Consider the following 23,729-nt stretch of genomic DNA (forward strand, 5'->3'; position numbering starts at 1 on the left):
ACGTCAGAACTTAACGTCCGAGCAGGCGTAGAACGCGTTCGGGGTGTCGTGGACGTTCCACACCGCGACGATCACGTGCTTGCCGGAGCGCTGCGGCAGGGTGCCGGTGTGCGAGAACTGGAACGGCGGCTGCTGACCGCCGTAGGGCACCGTGAGGAACGGCTGGGACTCCAGATTGGCCCTGGTGATCTTGGAGTTGGGGTTCCAACCCTGCTTGGTGATGTAGTACTTGAACTCGCTGGTGCGGTGCGGCGCCGTGAAGCGCCAGTTGAACGTGAAGCTGCCCGAGTTGACCTGCGTGGCCGGCCAGGCGCCGCCCCGCGGGTCGTCGAGCTGGGAGAACCCGGCGTTGCCGCCGGAGCAGATGGTGCCGTCGGCGGGCCCCGCGGACGGGAAGCCCTTCTGGCCCTCGACGCTCTGCGGCTCGTACTGGATCGAGCCGCAGCCCTTCACCGTGCCGTTGGCACAGAGCTTCTGCCGGCTGATCGGGGACTCGGTGTAACCGTGGCTGTTCGCGCTGCCCGTGGCCAGGACGGTGGCACCGGTCACCAGGAGACCGACGGCGGCGGTTGCGAATTTCCTGCGCATGCTTTGCTCCAGGGAACGTGGGGGAGTTCGGTGAGGCTTTGCGGCACGCGTGCTGTGTGGGGGGTGGGGCTGTGGGGGGTGGTGTGGGGGAATTCCGTGGGGGGAACGACGCTCCTTTGCGCCAATTCAGGTCTAGACCAACACCCAATGTATTGACCAGAGTTCATCATGTCTAGACCTTCCCGCGACTCCCCCGTCCCTTCGCCGTCACCTTCGTTTATCGGGCCGATCACCTTTCCCGCCAGGGAAGCCATGCCTAAGCTCGCGCATCCCCTTCGTCACCCGGCCCTTTCCTCCCGCCGCGCACACCAAGGGAGTTGTCGCAACGGCGCGACCCAACCGGCCGCGAGCAGCGGAATTCATGATTCCAGGGGCGTGGACCGGCCGGTGTAGAAGGCGACCGTGAGGTCCTTCACGAGCGCCTTGCGCTCGTAGTCGTCGAGCTCCACGAGCCCGCGCGAGGTCAGCCGGGTGACGGTGTCGTCGACCGCGTCCACCACCGAGGTCAGCACGGTGTCCCGGTGCTTGGCGTCGATCGCCGCGACCCGGCGGCGCTGCATGGCGGCGGCGACCTCGGGGGCGTACTCGATCGTCGTCGGCTGTGCGGAGAAGACCCGGATGCCGACCGGGGCGCACTCCTTCGCCAGCATCCCGGTGAGCGCGTCGCCGAGCGCGTCCGCGTCCCGCAGGCTGGGCGCACCGGCGGGGCGCAACTGGCCGGCGCCCGGCGCGAGGGCGACCGAGGGGGCGTCCACCGGCAGCCGGGAGACCACCCGCGCCATCGCCGACTCCACCTGTTCGCCCAGGTAGGCCTCGTGGTCCTCGACCCCGAGGAGCGCCTTCGCGGTGTCCTCCACCCGCCACACCACCAGCACCACCACGCGCAGCGCGGTGCCGTCCGCGTCCACCGCCGGCATCGGCTCGCTGCGCCAGTGCCGCAGCCGTACGTCCACCCGGCGGCGCAGCAGCAGCGGGCTCAGCCACATCAGCCCGGTGCGCCGCACGCTGCCGCGGTACTCGCCGAAGAGCGTGAGGACGTACGCGTAGCCGACCCGGCCGCGCGCGATGCCGCCGAGGGTGAAGACCGCGAGCGCGAGCCCGAGCACGATCAGGCCCCACAGGTCGAGCCCCATCCCGGCGTACGGGGCGGGGGCTGTCCCCAGCAGCCGGGTGAGCACCGCGGGCAGCACCCCCGTGCCCCACAGCACCGCACCGATCCCGGCGAGTGCGCACGCCCCCGCGATCACCCCGGTCCAGCCGGGCAGCACGGGGCCGGCACGCTCGACGAGTTCGGGGTCGACCAGCGGCGCGGCGCGCCGGGGCGGCGGCTGCGGGGCGGCGGCGGGCTTGCGGACGCCCACGCGGGGCTGTTCGCCGGTGCCCTGACGCCGTGACACCACCGCGGGGCGCAGCGGGACCGGCCCGGCGGAGCCGGCCGGGAACTCGTCGCGGAACAGCAGGTGCACCGGGATCTCGCAGGTCGCCTCGGGGGCGATGACGGGGGTGTGCCGCGGTGCGTCGGGCCCCTCCGGCTCCGATGTGGTGGTGCTCATGGTGGTGCCGCCTCCGCTGTGGTGTGCGCGTTGTAGTGGGTACCGGGGCCGTCAGCCGGCGAAGAGTCGACGCCAGGTGTCCGGGCCCGGGTAGCCGTCGGCCGCGGCGCCGCGCCAGCCCTGGGCGAGTTGGAACGCCTCGACGTTGCGCCGGTCCGCCTCGCCCCAGACGGGGCCGGGGCCGGTGGCGTAGTGGCGGCCGAAGCCCCGCTTGACCAGCTGCTGGCCGAGCCGGGTGACGTGCGGACCGGACTGGCCGGGCCGGAAGGCGCCGGGGCCCGGGTACGGGGGCACCACGGCGGCGCCCGACGCGGGCGCGGGCGCCGCGTCGGTGGCGGGGATGTTCTTGCCCTTGCCGGTGACGAGCAGGTTCCAGGTCTTGGCGCCGGGGATGCCGTCGGCCGCCGAACCGCGCCAGCCCTGGGCGCGCTGGAACGCCTGGGTGGCCTTGCGGTCCGCCTCGCCCCAGCGCGGCCCCGGCCCCGTGGCGTAGAACTTCTTCCCGCCCCGCTTGACCAGCATCTGCCCCAGTCGCGTGATGTGCTTGTTGCTCTTGCCCGGGCCGAAGTACTGGGCGCCGGGGAAGGCGTCGGCGGTCGTGGGCCCGGTGGTGACCTGGCCGGTCAGGCCCTTGAAGCGATAGGCCACGTACTTGCCGGAGTTGTTCCAGTACGCCATGGGCGTGGACTGCTTGCGGGTGGCCGGCTTCGTCTGCTCGTACGCCACGTAGTGGGTGCGGGTGTGGTCGGTCCAGCCGCCGAAGATGGTGACGTGGGAGCCCTTGGTGGGGTTCGCCGGGTTGTGGAAGAGCAGGATGTCGCCCGGCTGGAGGTCGCTGCGGCTGATCTTGGTGGCGAACTTGGCGAGGCTGCCGGTCCACTCGTTGGTGGCCAGCCCCCAGGCCATCGAGACGTACCCCGAGCAGTCCTGCCGGTAGCCGTCCTTCCAGTACTTGGACATGCTGTACGGGACCTTGGCGCTCACCCACGTCTTCGCGCGCTTGATGATCTCCGTGCGGGTGGTCTTGCGGACCTCCGGGACGGCGGGGGTCCCGGACGGGCCGGGCAGCGGCCGGCCGTGGAGCGCGCCGGGGCCGCCCTGTTCGTTGGCCCGGTCGCCGGCGCCCCGCGCGGCGGCCTCCGGGGCGCGCTCGGGCCGCAGGCCGGGCGCGGCCTGCGCCTCGACGGCGCCCGCCGCGCTCGCGCCGCCCCCGCTGAGCACCACTCCGGCCGCGGTGACCAGCACGAGCGCACGGCGGCAGCCGTGGGCCGCGGGGTGCCCGCCGGCCGCGAGGACCCGGCGGCGCTCGACGCACCCCGGGCAGTCGCAGTCGGGGGCGGGCTCGTACTCCTGGAAGACCGGCGCCGTCATCAGCTGTCCCCTCCGCACGTGTGTGTCGGTCGTTCGGGGGCGCGCGCAGCGTGCACTCCTCGGCATTCCAGGGCGCCCCAGTTGTCCTAGGTGAGTGCAGTTTGACCCATAAAAGGGACAAAACGACCATCCGACAGGCCGGGAGGCGGGACGGAACGGATATTGGTTCGGAGCACCCTTCGACGTCCGGTAGAGTTTTCCAGGTCAGCAGGCGCCGCTAGCTCAGTTGGTTAGAGCAGCTGACTCTTAATCAGCGGGTCCGGGGTTCGAGTCCCTGGCGGCGCACGCACCACGAGGCCCCCTCGCCCACGGCGAGGGGGCCTCGGTCGTTCGCCGACGGTTGACCCGCGGGCCCGGTCCGGCCCACAGTGGCAGGGCGGACCGGCGCACCCCCGTCCCGGTCCGCGGCGCGCTCGACCATCCCCCTCCTCCCGTACGGTGCCGGGCTTCTCCCGCAGCCCGTGCCCCGCGGTCGAGGACCGGCCCGGCCGACGGCTCCCCCGAGCAATCGGGCATCGGCCGGGTCAGGTCGCGGGGCGCGCCCGCTCAGTACGTCGGAGCGAACGCGCTCAGGGCTTCGGGGGGCGCGTGCCCGTGAGGTACGCGGAGACCAGCACCCGGGACGCGCAGTCCTCGCCACCGCAGGTGACCAACCGCAGCTCCGCCCGGCCGGGGCGGCGCGGCTGTGCGGCCTCCCGCTCGTCGTACCGCCCGCGGGCGGTGACCCGTACGTCGTCGATGGTGAACTCCGCGACCGAGCCGTCGGCCCGGACCACCCGCACCCGCTGGCCCGTACGCGCCGCGCCCAGGTCCTTGAAGGCGGCCGGCGCGCTGCGGGCGTCCACCGGGCCGAGCAGCAGGGAGACGCCCGGGGCGCCCGGCCCCGGCCCGCCCGGGCCGTGCCAGGCGACGATCCGCGGCGGAGCGCTCGCCGCGGCGCGGTCGAACGATCCGCGCAGCGCCACCGGCGCGGCCAGCGCCAGCGAGGGGATCTCCACCCGGGCGGGCTCCGCCGGCGGCACCGGGGGGTGCGCCGGCGGCAGTTCGACGCCGAGGGGGCGGCCGACGGCGGCGACGTCGCCGGTGGTGGGCGCGGAGGTGGAGACCGGGCCGCCGGCCACCTCGCGGGCGCAGAGCCAGAGCCCGAGCAGGAGCAGCGCCCAGGCCGCACCCATGACGAGCCGGCCCACCCCGCGCTCGGGCGGGCGGGCGGCGTTCGGCTGGGCCGTTGCGGCGCCTTCGCCGGTACGGGTGCCGCTGCTGCTTCCGCCGGGGCCTTCTGGGGCCGCGGGGTCAGCGGTGTACATGGCCGTCGGCGTCGGGGCGGCGACGGCGGCGCGCGCCCCGCAGGGTGACGACGACCGCGGCGACGCCGGCGAGGACGAACCCGACGACGGTGTGCGGCGTGCTGGGGCCGGTGTTCTCGCTGCGGGGGTGCTCCGTGGCCAGGCCCTCGGCGGTGGGCGCGGGCGGCGCCGGGGCGGCGAGCGGGGCGGACGCGGGCGGCGGGGTGTCGTGGGCGTGGACCACCTGGCCGGCGGCGGGCTCCGCGGGCGCCAGGACGAGCACGGCGGGCGCGGTGGCCAGGGCGGCGGCCACCCCCGCCGTACGGAGAGCGATCACTGCTGGACGCATGGTGAGACCTCCTGCTAACGCAAGGCTCACGCGCGGCGTCCCGTTCCGCATCCGCAGCGGCCGGTCAGACCCGGGCACCCCGCGCTGACGTGCGCGGACGCGGGGTGTTCGGGTGACCGGCCCTCGGCTGAGACGCGGTCGACTCAGATGCGGACCGCTCAGATGCGGTCGGCTCAGATGCGGTCGGCTCAGATGCGGTCGACGAGGTCCGCGATCGAGTCGACGATCGTGGACGGCCGGAAGGGGTAACGGTCCACGTCCGGCGGGGTCGTGACGCCGGTGAGCACGAGGAAGGTCTCCATGCCCGCCTCCAGACCGGCCAGCACGTCGGTGTCCATCCGGTCCCCGATCATCGCGCTGGTCTCGGAGTGCGCGCCGATCGCGTTCAGCCCGGTCCGCATCATCAGCGGGTTCGGCTTGCCCGCGAAGTACGGGTCCTTCCCGGTCGCCTTGGTGATCAGCGCGGCGACCGAGCCGGCGGCCGGCAGCGGGCCCTCGGTCGACGGGCCGGTCTCGTCGGGGTTGGTGCAGATGAACCGGGCGCCGCCGTTGATCAGCCGGATCGCCTTCGTCAGCGCCTCGAAGCTGTACGTACGCGTCTCGCCGAGGACCACGTAGTCCGGGTCGTGGTCGGTCAGGACGTACCCGATGTCGTGCAGGGCGGTGGTGAGGCCGGCCTCGCCGATGACGTACGCCGTGCCGCCGGGCCGCTGGTCGTCGAGGAAGCGGGCGGTGGCGAGCGCGGAGGTCCAGATGTTCCCGACCGGGACGTCCAGGCCCATGCGGGCGAGCCGGGCGTGCAGGTCGCGGGCGGTGTAGATGGAGTTGTTCGTCAGGACGAGGAAGGGCTTGCCGGTGTCCCGGAGCTTCGTGATGAAGGCGTCGGCGCCCGGGATCGGCACGCCCTCGTGGATCAGGACGCCGTCCATGTCGGTCAGCCAGGACTCGATCGGCTTGCGCTCTGCCATCAACGGGGCTCCTGCCGTGCGTGGGTACGCGGGTGCGTGGTGTGCGGGGTGCGGACTGCATGGTGCGTGGTGCGTCGTGCCGGAGGCACGGCGCTGTGGCACCCCGACGCCAACAGCCTAATCAGGAACGCGCGCGTACGTTCGGTTCGAGATCACCGTCTCGCCCTGCGGAACGCCCGGGTGAGCAGCATCAGCGCACAGCCCGCGACCGTGAACGTACCGAGGGCGGCGACGAGGCGGAGCGTGGCGGAGGTGCCGGTGGTGGCGAGTTCGTCCGCGGAGACGGAGGCGCCCGAGCCGCGGTCCTCCAGCACGGCGAAGCGGTAGTCGTCGGACGCGCCGACCCAGTCGCCGTCGTCGCCGCGCCGCTGCACGACGGCGGCGTTCACGGTGACCTGGTTGGGCGGGGTGTCCGCGCTGAGCGCGAGCCTGACCTTGACGGTGAGCGTGGCGCGGGCGGCGACCGCGTACCCGCCGTCCTTCGCGCGCTGGGTGCCGAGCACTCCCACGACCTCGTCCTCGTCCGTGGTGTCCAGCGGTGCGGTGCGCCAGCGGGCGGCGCGGTCGTCGTAGAACTCCAGCGTCATCCGGGCCGGGGTGAGCCCCCGGTCGCGGGCCGCGAACACGACGACGGGGTGGACCTCGCGGCACTCCCGGTCGGTGGTGTTGGTCAGGTCCACGGACCACTGCTCGAAGCCGCGGCCCGGGGAGTGGACGGTGGGGCCACCGTGGATGCGGGTGTCGACGGGGAAGTCGGCGGATGCGGCGGAGCCGCAGCCGCGGGGGAGGCGGTCGGCCGCGGTCGCGGTGGGCGCGGCGGAGACGGCGCCGCCGAGGACGGCGACCGCGGCGACGGTGACGCCGACGGCCCCGACGACCGTGCCGACGCCGGCGAGGAGAGCGGTGCGGGGGCGCATGGTGGGGGCCTTTCGGGGGCGTGGCGGCCGACCCTGCCATGTGAGGGGGCGGGGGGTTGGTTGCCGGGGCGGCGCGGCCCCGTTTCCCCCCGCGGATTGCCCTCCATCGGCGGTACGCCTTCGCCTGCGGCGGGCTCTGCTGAAGTGACGTCACGTTTCCTCGCGACCTGAGGCCCGACCTCCTCACGCAAGCGTCGCCCTCTGCGGCCCGGCGGTGGGCTGCTCGCGCAGTTCCGCCCCCGGTGCCCTGCGGGCACAGGGGGGGGACCCCCAGCGCCCCTGATTCGCTGCCCCCGTCATTCGTCTGCCGGCTAAGGGCAGGGGGTTAGGGGCACAGGGGGCGGAACTGCGCGACCAACCACAACGTGCCCGCAGAGGCTGATGCTCCCGTAGGGCTACGGCGGGAGTGCCAGGGGCGCGGGGAACTGCGCGACGAGCCCACCGCCGGGCCGGAGAGGCTGAACTTGCCCGGCAGGGCTACGGCGGGAGCGCCAGGGGCGGTGGGGAACTGCGCGACAAGCCACAGACTGCCCGCAGAGGCTGAACTTGCCCGGCAGGGCTACGGCGGGAGTGCCAGGGGCGGTGGGGAACTGCGCGACGAGCCCACCACCGGGCCGGAGAGGCTGAACTTGCCCGCGGGGGCTATGGCGAGGGTGCCAGGGGCGCGGGGAACTGCGCGACAAGCCACAGACTGCCCGCAGAGGCTGAACTTGCCCGGCAGGGCTATGGCGGGGGTGCCAGGGGCGGTGGGGACCCCCACCGCCCCTGGGCGTAGGGGGCGGAACTGCGCGAGCAGCCACGCAGCAGGCGCGCACTGCTACGCACCCCGCGGGTGTCAGGGCGCGGGCTCTGAAGGTGGCTCGGGGCGCGGCGGCATGCGCAGCATTGCCGACACTCGGTCGACGTCGCCCCGCTCGCCCACCGGCAGCGGCGCCCCCACACCCGCCCGCATCGCCGTCGCGTCCGCCAGCAGGCGGGCCGCCTCCCGCAGGCGGCCCGCCAGGGCGTGGGCTCCGGCGAGGCCCTCCGTCGCGAGGGCGATCGCGCGCGGGTCGCCGGTGTCGCGGGCCGCGGCGAGGCCCTCGGTGTGGAGCGCCAACGCGGCCTCCGCGTCCCCCCGCAGCTCCGCCACGAACCCCAGCTCCGCCAGGATCAGCGCCGTGCCGTTCGCCGCGTCGAACTGCCGGTTCCAGTCGAGCCAGCGCCGCAGGTACCCCGTCGCGACGTCCAGTCGGCCCTGCCGTCGCGCGCTGAGCGCCAGCCCGATCTCGGCGGACTCCTCGGCGGGGCGGTCGCCCTGCTCGACGGCGAGCCGCCGGCCGCGTTCGTGGTACTCGTCGGCCCGTGCGTGGTCCCCGGTCAGCAGGGCGATCCGGCCCAGCTCCGACCAGCGCAGCGAGGCGTCCGTCCACAGGCCCAGGTCCTCGGCGATCACCAGCGCGGCGCGGTGCAGCCGGGCGGACTCCCGGTAGTCGCCCTCGATCTCGGCGAGCCGGCCGAGGACGGCCATCGCCTGGAGCTGGCCCCAGCGGTCGCCGGCGCGCCGGAAGAGGGCGAGGCTCTCCTCGCTGTCGCGGCGGGAGCCGGCGAGGTCCCCGCACACGTGCGCCTGGGTGCCGCGCGTGCTCAACCCCGCGGCGAGGACCCAGGGGTCCGCCAGCGCCCGGGCCTCGGTCAGGACCCGTTCCAGCAGGGTCTGGCCCACCAGGCGGTCGGCGAACCGGGTGGCGGCGTAGCAGAGCAGCCAGCCCGCGCGGATGCGTTCGCGGGGGTCGGCGACGGCCTCGTACGAGGCGAGGATGTCGACGCCGTGCCGGTCCGGGCTCTCGGGCGCGCCGGTGAGCAGGGCGAAGCCGGTCCGCCACGCCCGGATCCCGGAGCCGGCGGCGGCGTCGTCGCTGTCGTCGCCGCCGTCGTACGACGGACCGTCCAGCAGCTCCGCGGCGGCGCGCAGTTGGCGTCCGGCCTCGGTGAGCCGGCCGCGCAGGAACCAGTACCAGACCATCGCGCGCACCAGACGGCGCATCAGCTCTGCGTCGCCGTCCGCGCCGGCGCTGTCGAGCGCTGCGCGGACGTTGGCGGACTCCGCGTCGAGGCGCCGCAGCCAGCGCTGTTGCCCTTCGCCGCGCAGGTGGGCGTCCGCCTCCTCGGCGAACCGCGCGTAGTACTGGGCGTGGGCGCGGCGCACCCGGTCGTACTCGGTGGCCCGCAGGCGCTCCAGGCAGTACGCCGAGACCGACTCCAGCAGCCGGTACCTGGCTGTCCCGTCCGGCTCGTGGGAGACGAGCACGAGGGACCGGTCCACCAGGCGGCCGAGGAGGTCCACGACCTCCGCGGGCCGCACGCCGTCGCCGGCGCAGACGGCCTCCGCGGCGGGCAGGGCGCAGCCGTCGGAGTGGACGGCGATGCGGCGCAGCACCAGTTGCTCCGCGGCGGTCAGCAGCTCCCAGCTCCAGTCGATCACCGCGCGCAGGGTCTGCTGCCGTGCGGGGGCGCCGCGCCGTCCGCCGGTCAGCAGCCGGAACCGGTCGTCGAGCCGGTCGGCGAGTTCGGCCGCGCCGAGGACCCGCATCCGGGTGGACGCCAGCTCCAGGGCGAGCGGGATGCCGTCGAGCCGGCGGCAGATGGCGGCCACGGCGCGGGCGTTGTCGTCGGTGAGGGCGAAGCCGGGCGACTGGGCGGCAGCCCGTTCGAGGAAGAGCCGTACGGCGCTGGATCGCCGCAGCTCGGCGGGGTCGGGGGTGGCCGAAGGCGCGGGCGGCAGGTCCAGCGGCGGCACGGGCCACAGCCGTTCGCCGGCGACGTCCAGCGGCTCCTGGCTGGTGGCGAGGACGTGGACGTCCGGCGCGCCCCGCAGCAGGGCCCGGGCCAGGCCCGCCGCCGCGTCGACGACGTGTTCGCAGTTGTCGAGTACGAGCAGCAGGCGCTGGCCGCGCAGGGTGTCGACGAGCCGTTCGACGGGGGTGCGGGCGCGGGGGGCGGGTCCGGCGTCGTCCCGTACGCCCAGGGTGGCGGCGACGGCCTCGGCGAGTGCGTCGTAGGAGGCGTCGGGCCCGGTGGCGGCCTGGGCGGGGAAGGCGTGCGCCGCCAGCTCCACCAGCCAGACGCCGTCCCGGAAGTCGCCGGGGGCGCTGGAGTCGCCGGGCTCTCCGTGCTCGGTGGGGTCCGCGGAGAGCTTGGCGGCGACTTCCAACGCGAGTCGCGTCTTGCCGACCCCGCCCGGCCCCGTGAGGGTCACCAGCCGCCCGGCCCGCACCAGTTCGCGGACCTCTTCCACGGCTTCCGCCCGGCCGACCAGCGAGGTGACCGAGGCGGGGAGGTTGGTGCGCGGGCGCGGCGTCGTCACGGGGGCGGGCGCGGGGACGGGCGCGGCCAGCAGCGCCGGGTCCTGCCGGAGGATCTCCCGTTGCAGCGCCACCAGTTCGGGCCCGGGCGCGAGCCCCAGTTCCTCGTCCAGCCGGCGCCTTAACTCCTGGAAGCCGTCCAGCGCTTCGCTGGGCCGGCCGGCGCCGTACAGCGCACGCATGTGCGCGGCGCGCAGACGCTCCCGCAGCGGGTACCGCTCCACCAGGTCGCCCAACTCGGCGGCGAGCGGCCGGTGGTCGCCCACGTCGAGCCGGGCTTCGGCCTGTTCCTCGACCGCCAGCAGGCGCTCTTCCTCCAGGCGGGCGACGGCGGCGCGCGCGAAGGGCTCGTCGACGAAGTCGGCGAAGGCGGGCCCGCGCCACAGGGCCAGCGCATCGGTGAGGAGCGCGGTGCGCTCCTTGGGGTCGCGGGTCGTCCGGGCCTGCGCGGTGAGCGCGGTGAAGCGGGCGGCGTCCACGGCGTCGTCGGCCGTCTCCAACGCGTAGCCGATGGCGCGGCGTACGACGAGTGCCCGGCCGCCGGCCCCGGCGAGCACCCGGCGCAGCCGGGACACCAGGGTCTGGAGCGCCCCGGTGGGGTTGGCGGGCGGCGCGTCCCCCCACAGCTCGTCCACGAGGCGGTCGGCGCCGACCGCCCGCCCGGGCGCGGTGAGCAGTGCGGCGAGCAGCATGCGGACCTTGGCCTCCGGCACCGCCACGAGCTGACCGTCGACCGACCAGACCGCCAACGGACCCAGTACCCCGAAACGCATGAGGTCAACGGTACGACGTGGCCGCGGGTCGGGCCGCGTCGCCGGTACGTCCCCGGGGCGGTGCCGGTGCCGCGAGCGGACCGCAAGCGGACCGCCAGAAGACCGCGAGCCAGGGCCCGCAGGCTACGGGTGCCGGTGCGAACCGGGCGGGCGCCACCCGCACCTCACCCCTCTGTTCTCGGACCGATCCGACCAGGAGTTCACAGATGAGCAAGTACGCAGGGAAGAAGGCCGTCGTCACCGGTGGTACGCACGGGATGGGGCTGGCCATCGTCAAGGGGCTGGTGGCCGGGGGCGCCGACGTGGTGCTCACGGGCCGCAACGAGAAGAAGATCGAGGAGGCGCGCAGCGAGCTGCCGGCGGGCTCGACGCACGTCGTGCGCTCCGACGCGGCGAGCATGGCCGACATCAACGCCCTCGCGGACGTCGCGCAGCGCGAACTCGGCCGGGTCGACTATCTCTTCGTCAACCACGGCATAGCCGAGGTGCAGCTCCTCGGAGAGGTCACGGAGGACTCCTGGGACCGGACGTTCGCGATCAACACCAAGGGCGCGTTCTTCACGGTGCAGAGCCTCTTGCCGCTGCTGAACGACGGCGGGGCGATCGTCTTCACCACGGTGGCCAACGACCTGATCTTCCCGGGCGTGACCGCGTACACCGGCTCGAAGGAGGCCGTGACCGCCATCGCCCACGCCATGGCGGCGGAGCTGCTGCCGCGCCGCATCCGGGTCAACTCGGTGGCGCCCGGCTACATCAAGACCCCGACGATGGGCGTGGCCGGGATGACGGACGAGGAGCGCCGCGACTTCGAGAAGCAGGGCGACCAGTCGACCCCGCTGGGGCGGATGGGCACGGCGGAGGAGGTGGCTGCGGCGGCGCTGTTCCTGGCGGCGGACGCGACGTTCACGACGGCGGTGGAACTGGCGGTCGACGGCGGCTTCGCACAGGGCCTCAACGGCCCCGAGCACTGATCCGACGCTCGCCCCGGCCCTCGGGTGGGCCGCCCCCGGGCCGGGGTGAGTCGACGTGGTGGACGCACCCCGCTCCGCCCTGCGACCACCGCACCAGGTCCATCCCCTGCGCCCGGGGAAGGTGAGGGCGCGCTTCAGTCGACGGACCCTGCGGACAGGTCCGGCGACTTGCGGGTTCGCTCTGCCAGCCAGCCCGCCATGGCCCGTACGCCGAGGCCGATGGCGCGCTCGTCCGGGGCGAAGTCGGGGTAGTGCGGGTAACTGCGGGTGATGGGGACGCCGGGAGCGCGGATGCCGAGGAAGGTGAACGTGCCGGGGAGGCGGTCCAGGAAGAGGGCGAAGTCCTCGCCGCTGAAGGGCGGGAAGGCGGCATGGAGCTCGGTCACCGCGCCCCGGCCGAGTGTGCGGCGCAGGTGGTGGGCGAGCGTGCGGCCGTCGCGCTCCGGGCAGACCATGGCGGGGAACGGCTCGGCGGGAAAGCTCACGCTGGCACCTGCGTACGACGTGGCCAGGCGACGGATGTCCGCGCGCACCTCCAGGTACCGCTCCTGTGGCCAACAGCGGTAGGACACGCTCACCTTGGCCCCCTCCGCTCGGGGCCGGAGGGCCACGAACCGGGCCAGCGGCCCGTTGGGCGTCCGGGCGTCGGCGACGAGCCGCTCCAGGTCCGCGGGAGTCTGCGGCGGTGCCACCGTTGCGAGCGCGCCGATCTCGGCGGCCAGCCGTCGCGCGGCGGCGGGCGCGTCCGGCCCTGAGAGCGTCACTTCCGCCTTGTCCTGCCCCGGCATCCCGTAGCCCGCGGTCACGGCGAACCGGCCGACGGGGAACGGTCCGCAGTGCAGCGCGTGGATCTCCTCCACGTGAGTGCGCTCCAGCACGCCCGCGTCGATCATCGCCCGGGCGCCGGACAGGGTCTCCTCGGCGGGCTGGAAGAGGAAGACCACCGTTCCGCTCAGTTGCTGCCGCAGCCGCGCCAGGACCTGGGCAACGCCGAGGGCCACCGCGGTGTGGACGTCGTGTCCGCAGAGATGGGCCGGCGCCGGGCCGCCGCCGACGATGTCCTTCGGCGGCACCGCGTCCATGTCCGCCCGGTAGGCGACGGTCCGGCCCGGACGCGAACCCCGCAGCACCCCGACGACGCCATGACCGCCCACCCCGGTGGTGACGTCCAGCCCCGCCACCCGCAGCTCCCGGGCCACCACACCGGCCGTGCGCTGCTCCTGGCCAGGCCCCTCGGGATGTCGGTGGATGTCCCGCCGCAGCTCAATCAACCCCTGTTCCAGACGCACCACCTCGGTGTCCACCGCCTCTTGCACCCAAGGTCGGCCCCACTCTCCGGCGACGCCCCTCCCCGCGGCTCCCCACACCATTGCCGCACCGGCTCCCGCCGCACCGGCCAGCAGGGTGCGGCGCGCGGGAAAGCGCTCTACGGGACGACTCACTGTTTCCCCTCCGAGGTCCTTGAGGTGGCCTTCCGGGGACCTGACGGGCCGTCGGCTTTCGACGCTGCGCGTCCGGACCGCCGCCGTAAGGTGAGTGGAAGACCTGCATGCGCCACGATCGCCGCCCGGACATGCCCTTGCCCATCCGGCAGGCCACCACTAGGTGGGTGGGGACAGCCCCAGCACGGAGACCTTCCCGGCCACAGCACCGGGCCCCTTCTCGTCGAACGAGCCGGATGAGTGGGGTCCCCCGTGCCCGCAGGGCACAGGGGAAGTGCCGTAGCTGTCGTCGCGCGCCCGCCAGGGACGACGGGACAGCCTTTAGGGCCTGCCGCCGAAGACCGGGGCCAGGACCAGTTCCGCCGCGCCCCTCGCCACCAGGTGCGCGCCGCCGGAGGCCAGCGCCGTGGGGATGCGGGCGCGCGCGGCCACCTCGCGTACGAACAGCTCGGGGGACGCGGCCACCGTACGGCCGCCCAGCAGCACCCGGTCGATGTCCAGCAGCGCCACCAGGTTCGCCGCTCCGGTGCCGAGGACGCGGGCCGCTTCCGCGACGTCCCCGCGGGCCACCGCCGCCAGGCACAGCGCCTCGATGCAGCCGCGCCGGCCGCAGGCGCACCGCGGGCCGTTCAACTTGATGACCTGGTGGCCGAACTCGCCCGCGCCGGTGCGCGCGCCCCGGTGGACCGCGCCGTCGAGGACCAGGCCGGCGCCCAGGCCGGTGCCGAGGTGGAGGTAGGCGAAGGAGTCGCCGGGCCCGGCCGGCAGGCCGAGCGCCGCCGCGTTGGTGTCCTTGTCGAGGACCGTCGGCATCGCCAGCCGCGCGGCGAACGCGTCCCTGAGCGGATGGCCGTCCCACTCGGGGAAGCCGGTGATCCGGCCGGTCACCCCGGCCGCGTGGTCGAGCGGGCCGGGCAGCCCGATGCCGACGCCGAGCACCTGGCAGCTCCCGCCGCTGCCGCCCGGGCAGCCGCGCCCCGCCGTCGGCCGGGCGGCCAGCTCCGCCGAGAGCAGCGCTTCCACCTCGCCCGCCGCCGTCTCCACCACCGCGTCCGCGCCCGCGCCCAGGTCGAGGGGGGCCGTGCGGGACGCGGTCACCGAGCCGTACAGGTCCAGCAGCACCACCGTCAGCTCGTCGCGGTCCAGGTGCAGTCCGACGGCGTGCCGCGCGTCCGGCACCAGGCGCAGCACGGTCCGCGGCTTGCCGCCGGTGGCGACGCGCCGGCCCGCGTCGACGACCAGGCCGTCCGCCCGCAGCCGTCCGACGATCTTGCTGACGGCCTGCGGCGTGAGCCCGGTCCGCTCGGCGAGGTCGAGCCGGCTGAGGCCGGCCTCCCCGGCGCCGCGCAGCAGGTCCAGCACGAGGGCCGCGTTGTGCCCGCGCAGCACCGGCAGGTTGGCGCCCTCCTGCGATCCGCTCCGGCCGCCCCCGCCTGCGCCCAGGCCCAGGCCGCTGCTTCTCCTCATGGCGCTCATGGCGCCATTCTGCCGTGCGCTTGCGCTTTGGCAACAGCGTTGTTTAAGTAGCTCCATGAGCAGCCCCACGAGCGGTTCCCCGACCGGCTCCGCGACGGGCGCCGGCGCTCCCCTGGCCGTGGGGCTCGTCGGTTACGGCCTCGCGGGCTCCGTCTTCCACGCCCCGCTGATCGCCGCCACCCCCGGGCTCGTACTCGACACGGTCGTCACCTCCGATCCGGCCCGCGGGGACCAGGCGCGCACCGAGCACCCGGGCGTGCGGATCGCCGCGACGCCCGACGAGCTGTGGCAGCGCGCGGACGAGTTGGACCTGGTCGTCATCGCCTCCCCCAACCGCACCCACGTCCCCCTGGCCACCGCCGCGTTGCGCGCCTCGCTCGCGGTCGTCGTGGACAAGCCGGTCGCCGGGACCGCCGCCGAGGCGCGTGACCTCGCCGCCCTCGCGGCCGAGCGCGGCCTGCTGTTCTCCGTCTTCCACAACCGCCGCTGGGACAACGACTTCCGCACCGTCGCCCGGGTCGTCGAAAGCGGTGACCTCGGGGTGGTGCAGCGCTTCGAGTCCCGCTTCGAGCGCTGGCGGCCCCGCCCCAAGGGCGGCTGGCGCGAGTCCGGCGACCCGCAGGAGATCGGCGGCCTGCTGTACGACCTCGGCAGCCACGTCGTCGACCAGGCCCTGGTGCTGTTCGGGCCGGTCGTGCGGGTGTACGCGGAGTCCGACGTGCGCCGCGCCGGCGCCGAGGCCGACGACGACACCTTCTTCGCTCTCACCCACGCCAATGGAGTCCGCTCCCACCTGTGGGTCAGCGCCACCGCCGCGCAGCTCGGCCCCCGCTTCCGGGTGCAGGGCTCGCGCGCCGGCTTCGTGAAGTACGGCCTGGACCCCCAGGAGGCCGATCTGCGGGCGGGCCGGCGGCCGGTGGCGGGCGAGCCGTGGGGCGTGGAGGACGAGGCGCTGTGGGGCCGGTTCGGCGCCGGCGAGCCCCCGGCGAGCGGCGGTGGCCGCCCCGTGCCGACGCTGCCGGGGGACTACCCCGCGTACTACGAACTCGTCGCGCACGCCCTGCGCACGGGCACTGCGCCGCCGGTCACCGGCGAGCAGGCGGCGGCGACCCTGGCCATCCTGGAAGCGGCCCGCCGTTCCGCCCGCGAGGGCACCACCGTGGAGGTGTCGTCCACATGACCCACCCCGCTCCGTCCGAAACCGACGCCGACGCCCACGCCTCAAGCGAGGCCGGACCCGACACCACAGCCGGTCCCGCAGCCGCCGTCCCGCCCACCGTCGAAGAGCTGGCCGCCCAGGAGCAGCGCCTCACACTGCCCCGCTTCACCCACACCGACGCCTGGGCGCTCGGCAATCTGCTGGTGGAGATGGCGCGGCTGCGCGAGGCGCCCGTGGCGATCGACATCCGGCGCGGACGGCAGCAGCTCTTCCACGCCGCGCTGCCGGGCTCCAGCGCCGACAACGACGCGTGGATCGACCGCAAGCGCCGGGTGGTGGAGCGCTACGGCGAGAGCTCCCTCCTCGTCGGCGCCCGGCACCGCGAGCGCGGCACCACCTTCGAGGAGTCCGCCCGACTGGCCCCGGACCGCTACGCCGCGCACGGCGGCTCGTTCCCGATCGCGGTGGAGGGCGCGGGGGTGGTCGGGGCGGTGACGGTCTCGGGACTGCCGCAGCTCGCGGACCACGCGCTGGTGGTGGAGGCGCTGGAGCGGTTCGCGTCGACGGCGCACGGCGCACCGGGCGTCTAGTGCGTCTAGTGCGTCTAGGGAGCGTCCTGTCTACGGGCTACGCGTCGCCGAAGGTCTGACGCTGCCGGCCCAGGCCCGTCACCTCCAGCTCCACCACGTCACCCGCCTTCAAATACGGACCGTCGGGGCTCGCGAGGGCCACCCCCGCCGGCGTCCCCGTGTTGATCACGTCACCCGGGTAGAGGGTCATGAAGCGGCTGACGTAGCGGACGACGTCGGCGACGGGGAAGATCTGGTCCGCGGTCGAGCCGTCCTGCTTGAGCTCGCCGTTCACCCACAACCGCAGCTGGAGCGCCTGCGGGTCCGGCACCTCGTCCGTCGTGACCAGCCACGGCCCGAGCGGGTTGAAGGTCTCGCAGTTCTTGCCCTTGTCCCAGGTGCCGCCGCGCTCCAACTGGTACTCACGCTCGGACACGTCGTGCGCGACGGCGTACCCGGCGACGTACGACAGCGGGTCCTCGTCGTCGCCGACGTAGCGCGCGGTGCGGCCGATGACGACCGCGAGTTCGACCTCCCAGTCGGTCTTGCGGCTCCCCCGCGGCACGAGGACGGTGTCGTACGGACCGACGACCGTGTCCGCCGCCTTCAGGAAGACCACCGGCTCGGCCGGCGGCTCCGCGCCGATCTCCGCGGCGTGGCCGTGGTAGTTCAGCCCGATGCACACGACCTTCCCGATCCGGGCCAACGGCGGCCCGACGCGCACTCCTTGCGGGACGTCCAGCAGGGGCAGCACCCCGGCGCCGGCGGCGGCGCGGATCCGGTCGAGCGCGAAGGCGTCGGCGAGGAGGTCCCCGTCGACGTCGTCGACGAGTCCCGTCAGGTCACGCAGGGTCGTACCGTCCTGGTCGAGCAGGGCGGGACGCTCGGCGCCCGGCGCTCCGACGCGCAACAGCTTCATGTGGTCTCTCCCGGGTCGAGCCTGGTTCCGTGTGAGCCCGGACGACGGACGGCGGCCATCGCAGGTTCGATTTTCGTCCGATCCTCCAAGACCCCCACCCACCCGGCAAGACCCCGTTCACCTACTGGGACGGCCTCCCGAGGGGTCATCGGCGCGCCCCGGGGCCCACTCCCCTGCTACCGCCGCTCCACCACCCGCAACTTCCCCCACACGATCAACCGGTACTTCGAGCTGAACTCGGGCGTGCACGTCGTCAGCGTCAGATAGCGGCCCGGTTCCGCATAGCCGACCCCGGGCCGCACCAGCGAGCGCGGCACCGGGCGGATCACCCCCACGTCCCCCGGCGACGTCCGCGGAAGCGTCTTGTCCACCTCGTAGACGTACACTGCGTCCCGCGTCTCGATGCGGACGTCGTCACCGGGCCGCAGCCTGTTCACGTAACGGAAGGGCTCGCCGTGCGTGTTGCGGTGGCCTGCGAGGGCGAGGTTCCCCGGCTGCCCGGGGCGCGCGGTGCCGGGGTACTGACCCACGTACCCCTTGTCCAGCACTCCGCGCTTGGCGACGCCCTCCGCGACGGGTGCGGTCACCCCGAGACGGGGAATGCGGATCACGGCGTACGCCCGGTCCCAGCGGGGCGTACGCCCGGCGTCGGCACCCGCGCCACCGTCACCGCCGCCGCCATCGCCACCGGGCGACACACGAGACGCACCAGCCCCAGAGGACCCAGCGGACCCAGCGGACGCGTCAGGCTCCTCAGGCGTACCGGAAGCGTCAGGAACACCAGGCGCGCCAGCCGCACCCGGCCCCGCCTCGTCCCACTCCCGCTCCAGCGCCGTCACGGCCCGCTCCGCACCGGCCTTGGCCTGCCGGTTCGTCCACCACAGCTGGTGGACGACGAGCAGCAGGACCACGACGCCGAACGTGACCGCGGCCTCCGCGCCGACCCACAGCGCCCCGGCGACCCGCGCGCGACGGCGCCGCCCGCGCCCCTGAACGACGACGGGCAACCGTTCGCGCCGCTCCGGCCGTCTCCGCACGGGCGCACCATAAGCCGCCGCCCCGCAACCCACCAGAGCCGTGCGCACCGCGACGCACCCGCCGGAGCCGGGGGCCGGGCCGCTCGCCGTACGGCAGTACGGTGTCCACCATGCGCCCCGACACGCCTGCCGACCACGTCGCCGAAGCCGAACGTCTGCTGCGCACCGCGACGCAGTACCCGGAAGACCACGAACCCCTGCTGCTGCGGGCCGCGGCCCATCTCGAACTGGCCGGCGACCGCGAGTACGCCTCCACCCTCTACGACCGGCTCATCGCCTCCGGCACGGAACGCCCCCACCTGGTCAAGGCGCTGCAAGCCGCCAACCTGTGGGAGTACGGCCACGAGGCCGAGGCCCGCGCCCTGATCGCCGGCATCCGCACCGCCGCCCCCGTCACCCCCGCCCCCTGGGAGGTGATCGCCGAGACGCTGGAGGCCCACGACGAACTGGAGGCGTCCCACGACTGCTTCACCACGGCGCTCTCCCTGCTGCTGACGCCCGGGGACGAGGAGGTCCCCTACGAGACGCAGTCCCTGCTGATCGGCCGCCACCGCGTCCGCCGACTGCTGGGCCTGGCGCACGACGCCCGGGACGTCCTCGCCGACAAGGTGCACGCCGCCGACGCCGAGATCTCGCTGGACGAGCTGCACGACCCCAACCGGCTGTGGGCCCTCGGCTCCGACAACCCCGCCGAGCTGCGCGCCGAGATCGCCCGGCTCCGCTCCGAGCTGGGCTCCTACCGCTCGGCGCTGTCGCGCCCCTTCCCGGTCGCGGTGCTCCACTGGCCGAAGGGGGAGTTCGACGAGCTGCTGACCGGGTATCCGCAGCTCGTCGTCGAGTACCCCTCGCACGTCGAGCACCTCGCCGCGATCGAGGGCGCGCTGCGCGACCTGGCGGCCACCGGGACGGCCAACCTCGGGGTCGTCACGGCGACGGTCCCCTCGTACGAGGCGTTCGCCGCCTCCGAACAGTCCTCCCCCGCCTCCACCGACCTCCTCCCCCAGTACGCCACCACCCTCGCGGCCCGCGGACGGGCCCTGCCGTGGCCGCCGGCGAAGGGCGCGGCGTGCTGGTGCGGCTCGGGCGCGACCTACCGGGAGTGCCACGGCGGGCCGACTTCGGGCACCTCTCCTGCCCGGGGCTGACGAACCGACACATCACGACTCGGCATCATCTGAGGCCCCGGTACCCCGATCCGCCGTCCGGAACGCCATGATCAGCCCACTCAGATCGGTTCTGTCGGCCTTGGGGGGCACATGTCTCCGATATATGCGCGTGGGCGCATCGCGCTAACCACTGCCGGAGTCGTCGTCGTGTTGGGAACGGCCGTCGGCTGCGGATCGGAAACGAAGGACAAGGAAGGGGCCAGCCCGGGAAGCTCCGGCGTGACCGCCCAGACCTCCCAGGCTGCGGGCTCCGGTCAGGGGAGCTTGCTGCTGCGCAACGACGAGGTCAGCGCGCGCACCGCCAAGGAGACGGTGGTGAAGGTCTTGGACAACGACGCCGCCGCCCTCGCGGACGGGACCGGCAAGGACCTGAACGCGGCGTTCGCCCAGGGAGAGGTGGAGCTCACCGTGGAGAGCGGGCCCGGCAGCGGCTCCGCCCAGGTGAAGGACGGGGCGATCGTCTACACGTCGAACGCCGACTACGAGGGCGAAGACCTGATCAACTACCGGGTGCACTTCAAGGGCGCGAAGGACGACATGAGCGCCAGCGCCGCGCTGCGCATCACGGTCAACCCGTAGGCGGTCGTCCCCTTGCGCAAGTAGCCCCGGGCGGGGCAGGGCCTCTGGTTTGGCCCCGCCCCGCCCGGGGCTCGGGAGTGCCGCACTCCCGGTGGCCGCGCGCCGCGGGGGATGAGACGTTCGGCCGCCGGGAATGGGCGCCCGCGGCGTCCGGAGGGACAGTTCCGAGCGCCGCAGTTCACGAGGGGCGGAAGTCGCCCCGGAATACGAGGAGAGCGGGCAGCCGATTTCTCGCTTCGAATCAACTCGAAGGAACTCGAACGAACTCGAATCGGCCGGCTCTCACTCGATCTCTTTCGGCCACTAGGGCGCTTCTGACGGATCAGGCTGGGTGAGGGAGCGGGGTCTGGTGCCGTGGATCTCAAGGCGGAGGAGGGAGTCAATGCGTTGGGGGTCCCACCGTGCCCGCAGGGCACAGGGGGCCATGGGCGACCGACGACAACGCGGAGAGGCGCGGTGCCAGGGCACGCGAGCCCAGCAAGATCCGTCAGAAGCGTCCTAAGGCCGTCACTCCGCCTTCTTGACCAGTTTTCCGTCCGATGCGATCGCGAACCACTCGTCGTCCAGGCCCTGCCCGTTCACGTCCCCGGGCGCCGTGTCCCCGACGTAGTAGTACAGCGGCCAGTCCCCGTACACCGCCTGCTCCGCGCCCTCCTCCAGCTTCGTCTCCGTCAGCAGGGACGCCTCGGTGCCCGGGCCGGCGGCGATGTCTCGGGCGGTGGTCAGGGCCGGCCAGACGGCGACGCAGTCGGCGTCGCAATTGCTCGCGCCCGGCTTGTCCTTGGTGAACCCGTAGAGCGTACGGCCCTTGTCGTCGACGAGGATCCGGCCCACGGACGAGTCGGCGACCTGGACGGTCGAGAAGCCCGCGGGCTTCGCCGGCGTGGTCACCCCCGTCGCGCCCTTGCCCTTGCCGTCGCCGGCGGACGGCGAATCGTCGGAGCCCCCACAGGCGGTCAGGGTCAGCAGGGCGAGGGTGGCCGCCGCGGCGGCCCTTGCGAACGTGGCGGAGCGTTTGCTGCGCATGGTGGATCCCCCGGCTCGATGGTGTTCGGGTCTGCCAGGTAATACGGCCCCTACTGACCAACGGTTCAATCGGCATCGACGATTCTCTGCTGAACCGGCTGTCCCCCGGACGCGTTCTTCCCCACTACCGGCCATCGGGGCCGGTGCCCAAGGGGAGGGACCAGAACAAAGCAGAAGCGATTTCTCGCCGTAACGGCCAGCGCAGTGGTGCTCGGTGTCTCGGGCGTGGCCCCCGCGTTCGCGAACGGCGACGAGCACAGCGGCCACGGCACCAGCGCGAGCAGCGACCACGGCGCCGGCGCCGGCGAGGCCACCGTGTTCGGCAAGCCCGCCAAGGGGCGCTCGGTCAGCTTCGTGGCCAAGCTCTCCGGCGCGAACGAGGTGCCCGTGCCCCGCGGCCCCGCCGTGAACGATCCCGACGCCGCCGCCCTCGCCCACGTAACGGTGAAGGGCGACCGGGTCACCTACTCGCTCCAGTGGAAGAACGTCGTGCCCGGCCTCGGCCACATCCACCAGGGCAAGTCCGGACAGAACGGCCCGGTGAAGGTGGGGCTCTTCGGGACCGCGATGCCGGACTCGGTGCACTCAGCGGCGGGCCAGGTCGCCCTGACGGACGCCAAGCTCGCGCAGGAGATCCGGACCAACCCCGCCGGCTTCTACGTGAACCTGCACAGCGCCGAGTTTCCGGGCGGAGCGGTCCGCGGCCAGCTCTTCCGCTGACCCCCGGCCAACACGACCAACCCGACCGACCGACCGACTGGCGGGCTGGCTGACTGACTGACTGACTGGCTGACCTGATCGACGACGACGCGCATCCGCCCGGCCTCCTCGAAGCGGCCGAGCGGATGCGCGTCAACAGCGCGATCCGACCCCGGTCACCCGCCCAGGCCGTGCACCACCGTGTAGATCGCCAACCCCGCCAGCGCGCCCACCACGGTGCCGTTGATCCGGATGAACTGGAGGTCCCGCCCGATGTGCGCCTCGATCTTCCGGGAGGTGTGCTCCGCGTCCCAGCCGGCGACCGTGTCCGAGATCAGCGAGGTGATCTCGCCCCGGTAGGTCGTCACCACGTAGACCGCGGCGCCCTCGATCCAGCCGTCCAGCTTCGACTGCAACCGCTCGTCCGTCGCCAGCCGACGGCCGAGGGAGAGCAGGGACGCACGGGCCCGAAGCCGCAGCTCGCTGCGGTCGTCGTCCGCCGCCGAGATGATCATGGCCCGTACGGACGACCAGGCCGAGGCGATCACGTCCTGCACCTCCTCGCGGGAGAGCAGGTCGGACTTCATCCGCTCCACCCGCGCCCGGGTGTCCGTGTCCGACTGGAGGTCGGCGGCGAAGTCCGCGAGGAAGCGGTCGATCGCGCCGCGCGCGGGGTGGTCCGGCATGTCCCGCACCTCGGTGACGAAGCGCAGCAGCTCCCTGTAGACCCGCTCGCCGATCTTGCGGTCCACGAACCTGGGGGTCCAGCCCGGCGCCCCGCCCTCGATGGCGTCCATCACCGAGTCCGAGTGCTGCACCAGCCACTCCTGGGCGCGGGTGCAGACCAGGTCGACGGCGCGGTGGTGGGCCCCGTCGGCGACGACCTTCTCCAGGGTCTTGCCGACGCCGGGGGCGATCTCCACCGCATTCGCCCGGCGCGTGATGGCCTCGCCGACGACGGCCTGGACATCGGCGTCCCGCAGCACCGTGAGCGCACCGCGCAGGGCGGTGGACAGCTCCGCGGTGACCCGGTCGGCGTGGGCCGGCTCCGCCAGCCAGGCCCCGAGCCGCGCGCCGATGCCGAGGGAGCGCAGCCGGGCGCGCACCACGTCCTCCGAGAGGAAGTTCTCCCCGACGAAGGAGCCGAGCGAGGCGCCGAGCTGGTCCTTCTTGTTCGGAATGATCGCGGTGTGCGGAATGGGGACGCCGAGGGGGTGGCGGAAGAGCGCGGTGACCGCGAACCAGTCGGCGAGGGCGCCGACCATGCCGGCCTCCGCCGCTGCTGCCACGTATCCCGCCCAGGGGCCGGCGCCTTCGTTCTTCGCCCAGGTGGCGAGGGCGAAGACGAGCGCGACGAAGAGCAGCAGCCCGGTGGCGAACCGCTTCATCCGGCGCACGCCGCGCTGCTTCTCGGCGTCCGCCTCCGTGTACGCGAAGGACGGCAACCCCATCCGCGCCCTGCCCCGCCCGGCCGCCGGCGCAGCCGCCCCGGCCCGGGGCGTGCCTTCCGGGTGATCCCGGTCCGTGCTGTTCATCC

20 protein-coding genes and 1 tRNA gene are annotated in these 23,729 nt (G+C 74.0%); 7 read left to right on the forward strand and 14 right to left on the reverse strand.

Annotation, left to right across the window (positions count from 1 at the left end):
- Nucleotides 1-3: 3 nt before the first annotated feature.
- The 3 genes from ABZ842_RS10055 to ABZ842_RS10065 all read right to left on the reverse strand — a co-directional run bounded on the left by ABZ842_RS10055 (nucleotide 4) and on the right by ABZ842_RS10065 (nucleotide 3,512).
- A complete protein-coding gene (locus ABZ842_RS10055) occupies nucleotides 4-588 on the reverse strand; it encodes a lytic polysaccharide monooxygenase (RefSeq protein WP_361534712.1) in 585 nt (194 codons plus the stop codon).
- 359 nt (nucleotides 589-947) lie between these two features.
- On the reverse strand, nucleotides 948-2,141 hold the full coding sequence (locus tag ABZ842_RS10060; protein ID WP_361534715.1) for an SPFH domain-containing protein: 1,194 nt from the start codon (nucleotides 2,139-2,141) through the stop codon (nucleotides 948-950).
- Nucleotides 2,142-2,192: 51 nt separating this feature from the next.
- Nucleotides 2,193-3,512 carry a peptidoglycan-binding protein gene (locus ABZ842_RS10065; RefSeq protein WP_361534718.1) on the reverse strand — a complete coding sequence of 440 codons (1,320 nt, stop codon included), beginning with the start codon at nucleotides 3,510-3,512 and terminating at the stop codon, nucleotides 2,193-2,195.
- Between the two features lie 211 nt (nucleotides 3,513-3,723).
- On the opposite strand from ABZ842_RS10065, the gene ABZ842_RS10070 reads away from it, so the two are divergent.
- Nucleotides 3,724-3,797: transfer RNA gene (locus ABZ842_RS10070), tRNA-Lys, on the forward strand.
- A gap of 284 nt (nucleotides 3,798-4,081) precedes the next feature.
- Here ABZ842_RS10070 and ABZ842_RS10075 read toward each other — a convergent pair.
- The 5 genes from ABZ842_RS10075 to ABZ842_RS10095 form a co-directional block, all read right to left on the reverse strand.
- Nucleotides 4,082-4,819, reverse strand: a complete 738-nt coding sequence (locus ABZ842_RS10075; RefSeq protein WP_361534721.1) for a class F sortase — start codon at nucleotides 4,817-4,819, stop codon at nucleotides 4,082-4,084.
- Complete coding sequence (locus ABZ842_RS10080) at nucleotides 4,806-5,147, reverse strand: hypothetical protein (protein WP_361534724.1); 342 nt, start codon at nucleotides 5,145-5,147, stop codon at nucleotides 4,806-4,808. The genes ABZ842_RS10075 and ABZ842_RS10080 overlap by 14 nt, the downstream gene beginning before the upstream one ends.
- Nucleotides 5,148-5,335: 188 nt before the next feature.
- Nucleotides 5,336-6,115, reverse strand: a complete 780-nt coding sequence (locus ABZ842_RS10085; protein WP_361534727.1) for an HAD-IIA family hydrolase — start codon at nucleotides 6,113-6,115, stop codon at nucleotides 5,336-5,338.
- Between the two features lie 152 nt (nucleotides 6,116-6,267).
- Nucleotides 6,268-7,032 carry a hypothetical protein gene (locus tag ABZ842_RS10090; RefSeq protein ID WP_361534730.1) on the reverse strand — a complete coding sequence of 255 codons (765 nt, stop codon included), beginning with the start codon at nucleotides 7,030-7,032 and terminating at the stop codon, nucleotides 6,268-6,270.
- Nucleotides 7,033-7,867: 835 nt separating this feature from the next.
- On the reverse strand, nucleotides 7,868-11,149 hold the full coding sequence (locus ABZ842_RS10095; RefSeq protein WP_361534733.1) for a BTAD domain-containing putative transcriptional regulator: 3,282 nt from the start codon (nucleotides 11,147-11,149) through the stop codon (nucleotides 7,868-7,870).
- A gap of 206 nt (nucleotides 11,150-11,355) precedes the next feature.
- On the opposite strand from ABZ842_RS10095, the gene ABZ842_RS10100 reads away from it, so the two are divergent.
- Nucleotides 11,356-12,120: an SDR family oxidoreductase gene (locus tag ABZ842_RS10100; RefSeq protein ID WP_361534736.1), complete on the forward strand. Its 765-nt coding sequence runs from the start codon at nucleotides 11,356-11,358 to the stop codon at nucleotides 12,118-12,120.
- Between the two features lie 134 nt (nucleotides 12,121-12,254).
- On the opposite strand, the gene ABZ842_RS10105 is transcribed toward ABZ842_RS10100, so the two are convergent.
- Nucleotides 12,255-13,490 (reverse strand): M20/M25/M40 family metallo-hydrolase, encoded by a 1,236-nt coding sequence (locus ABZ842_RS10105; RefSeq protein WP_361535152.1) that lies wholly within the window; start codon nucleotides 13,488-13,490, stop codon nucleotides 12,255-12,257.
- Between the two features lie 393 nt (nucleotides 13,491-13,883).
- Entirely contained in the window at nucleotides 13,884-15,029 is a 1,146-nt protein-coding gene (locus tag ABZ842_RS10110; protein WP_361535155.1) for an ROK family transcriptional regulator, read from the reverse strand.
- A gap of 64 nt (nucleotides 15,030-15,093) precedes the next feature.
- Here ABZ842_RS10110 and ABZ842_RS10115 point away from each other — a divergent pair, with 64 nt between their 5' ends.
- Together ABZ842_RS10115 and ABZ842_RS10120 are read left to right on the forward strand one after the other, a co-directional pair.
- Nucleotides 15,094-16,218, forward strand: a complete 1,125-nt coding sequence (locus ABZ842_RS10115; RefSeq protein WP_361534739.1) for a Gfo/Idh/MocA family oxidoreductase — start codon at nucleotides 15,094-15,096, stop codon at nucleotides 16,216-16,218.
- Entirely contained in the window at nucleotides 16,215-16,787 is a 573-nt protein-coding gene (locus ABZ842_RS10120) for a heme-degrading domain-containing protein (protein WP_361534742.1), read from the forward strand. The genes ABZ842_RS10115 and ABZ842_RS10120 overlap by 4 nt, the downstream gene beginning before the upstream one ends.
- Before the next feature lie 37 nt (nucleotides 16,788-16,824).
- Here the strand turns inward: ABZ842_RS10120 and ABZ842_RS10125 are convergent, their stop codons facing one another.
- The gene (locus ABZ842_RS10125) at nucleotides 16,825-17,685 is read right to left on the reverse strand and encodes a fumarylacetoacetate hydrolase family protein (RefSeq protein WP_361534745.1); all 861 of its coding nucleotides are present in this window, start codon (nucleotides 17,683-17,685) and stop codon (nucleotides 16,825-16,827) included.
- A gap of 176 nt (nucleotides 17,686-17,861) precedes the next feature.
- Nucleotides 17,862-18,722 (reverse strand): class E sortase, encoded by an 861-nt coding sequence (locus ABZ842_RS10130; RefSeq protein WP_361534748.1) that lies wholly within the window; start codon nucleotides 18,720-18,722, stop codon nucleotides 17,862-17,864.
- A 110-nt stretch (nucleotides 18,723-18,832) separates the two neighbouring features.
- Between ABZ842_RS10130 and ABZ842_RS10135 the strand changes: the two genes are divergently transcribed.
- The gene (locus ABZ842_RS10135; RefSeq protein ID WP_361534751.1) at nucleotides 18,833-19,867 is read left to right on the forward strand and encodes an SEC-C domain-containing protein; all 1,035 of its coding nucleotides are present in this window, start codon (nucleotides 18,833-18,835) and stop codon (nucleotides 19,865-19,867) included.
- 240 nt (nucleotides 19,868-20,107) lie between these two features.
- Entirely contained in the window at nucleotides 20,108-20,467 is a 360-nt protein-coding gene (locus tag ABZ842_RS10140) for an Ig-like domain-containing protein (protein ID WP_361534754.1), read from the forward strand.
- A 507-nt stretch (nucleotides 20,468-20,974) separates the two neighbouring features.
- On the opposite strand, the gene ABZ842_RS10145 is transcribed toward ABZ842_RS10140, so the two are convergent.
- Nucleotides 20,975-21,493, reverse strand: coding sequence for a hypothetical protein (locus ABZ842_RS10145; protein ID WP_361534757.1), 519 nt, complete (start codon nucleotides 21,491-21,493; stop codon nucleotides 20,975-20,977).
- A gap of 225 nt (nucleotides 21,494-21,718) precedes the next feature.
- On the opposite strand from ABZ842_RS10145, the gene ABZ842_RS10150 reads away from it, so the two are divergent.
- Nucleotides 21,719-22,213, forward strand: coding sequence for a CHRD domain-containing protein (locus ABZ842_RS10150; RefSeq protein ID WP_361534760.1), 495 nt, complete (start codon nucleotides 21,719-21,721; stop codon nucleotides 22,211-22,213).
- Between the two features lie 155 nt (nucleotides 22,214-22,368).
- On the opposite strand, the gene ABZ842_RS10155 is transcribed toward ABZ842_RS10150, so the two are convergent.
- Nucleotides 22,369-23,643: a DUF445 domain-containing protein gene (locus ABZ842_RS10155; RefSeq protein ID WP_361535158.1), complete on the reverse strand. Its 1,275-nt coding sequence runs from the start codon at nucleotides 23,641-23,643 to the stop codon at nucleotides 22,369-22,371.
- Nucleotides 23,644-23,729 lie beyond the last annotated feature (86 nt).

The sequence above is a fragment of the Streptomyces sp. NPDC047315 genome (genome assembly GCF_040643215.1).
Taxonomy (GTDB): domain Bacteria; phylum Actinomycetota; class Actinomycetes; order Streptomycetales; family Streptomycetaceae; genus Streptomyces.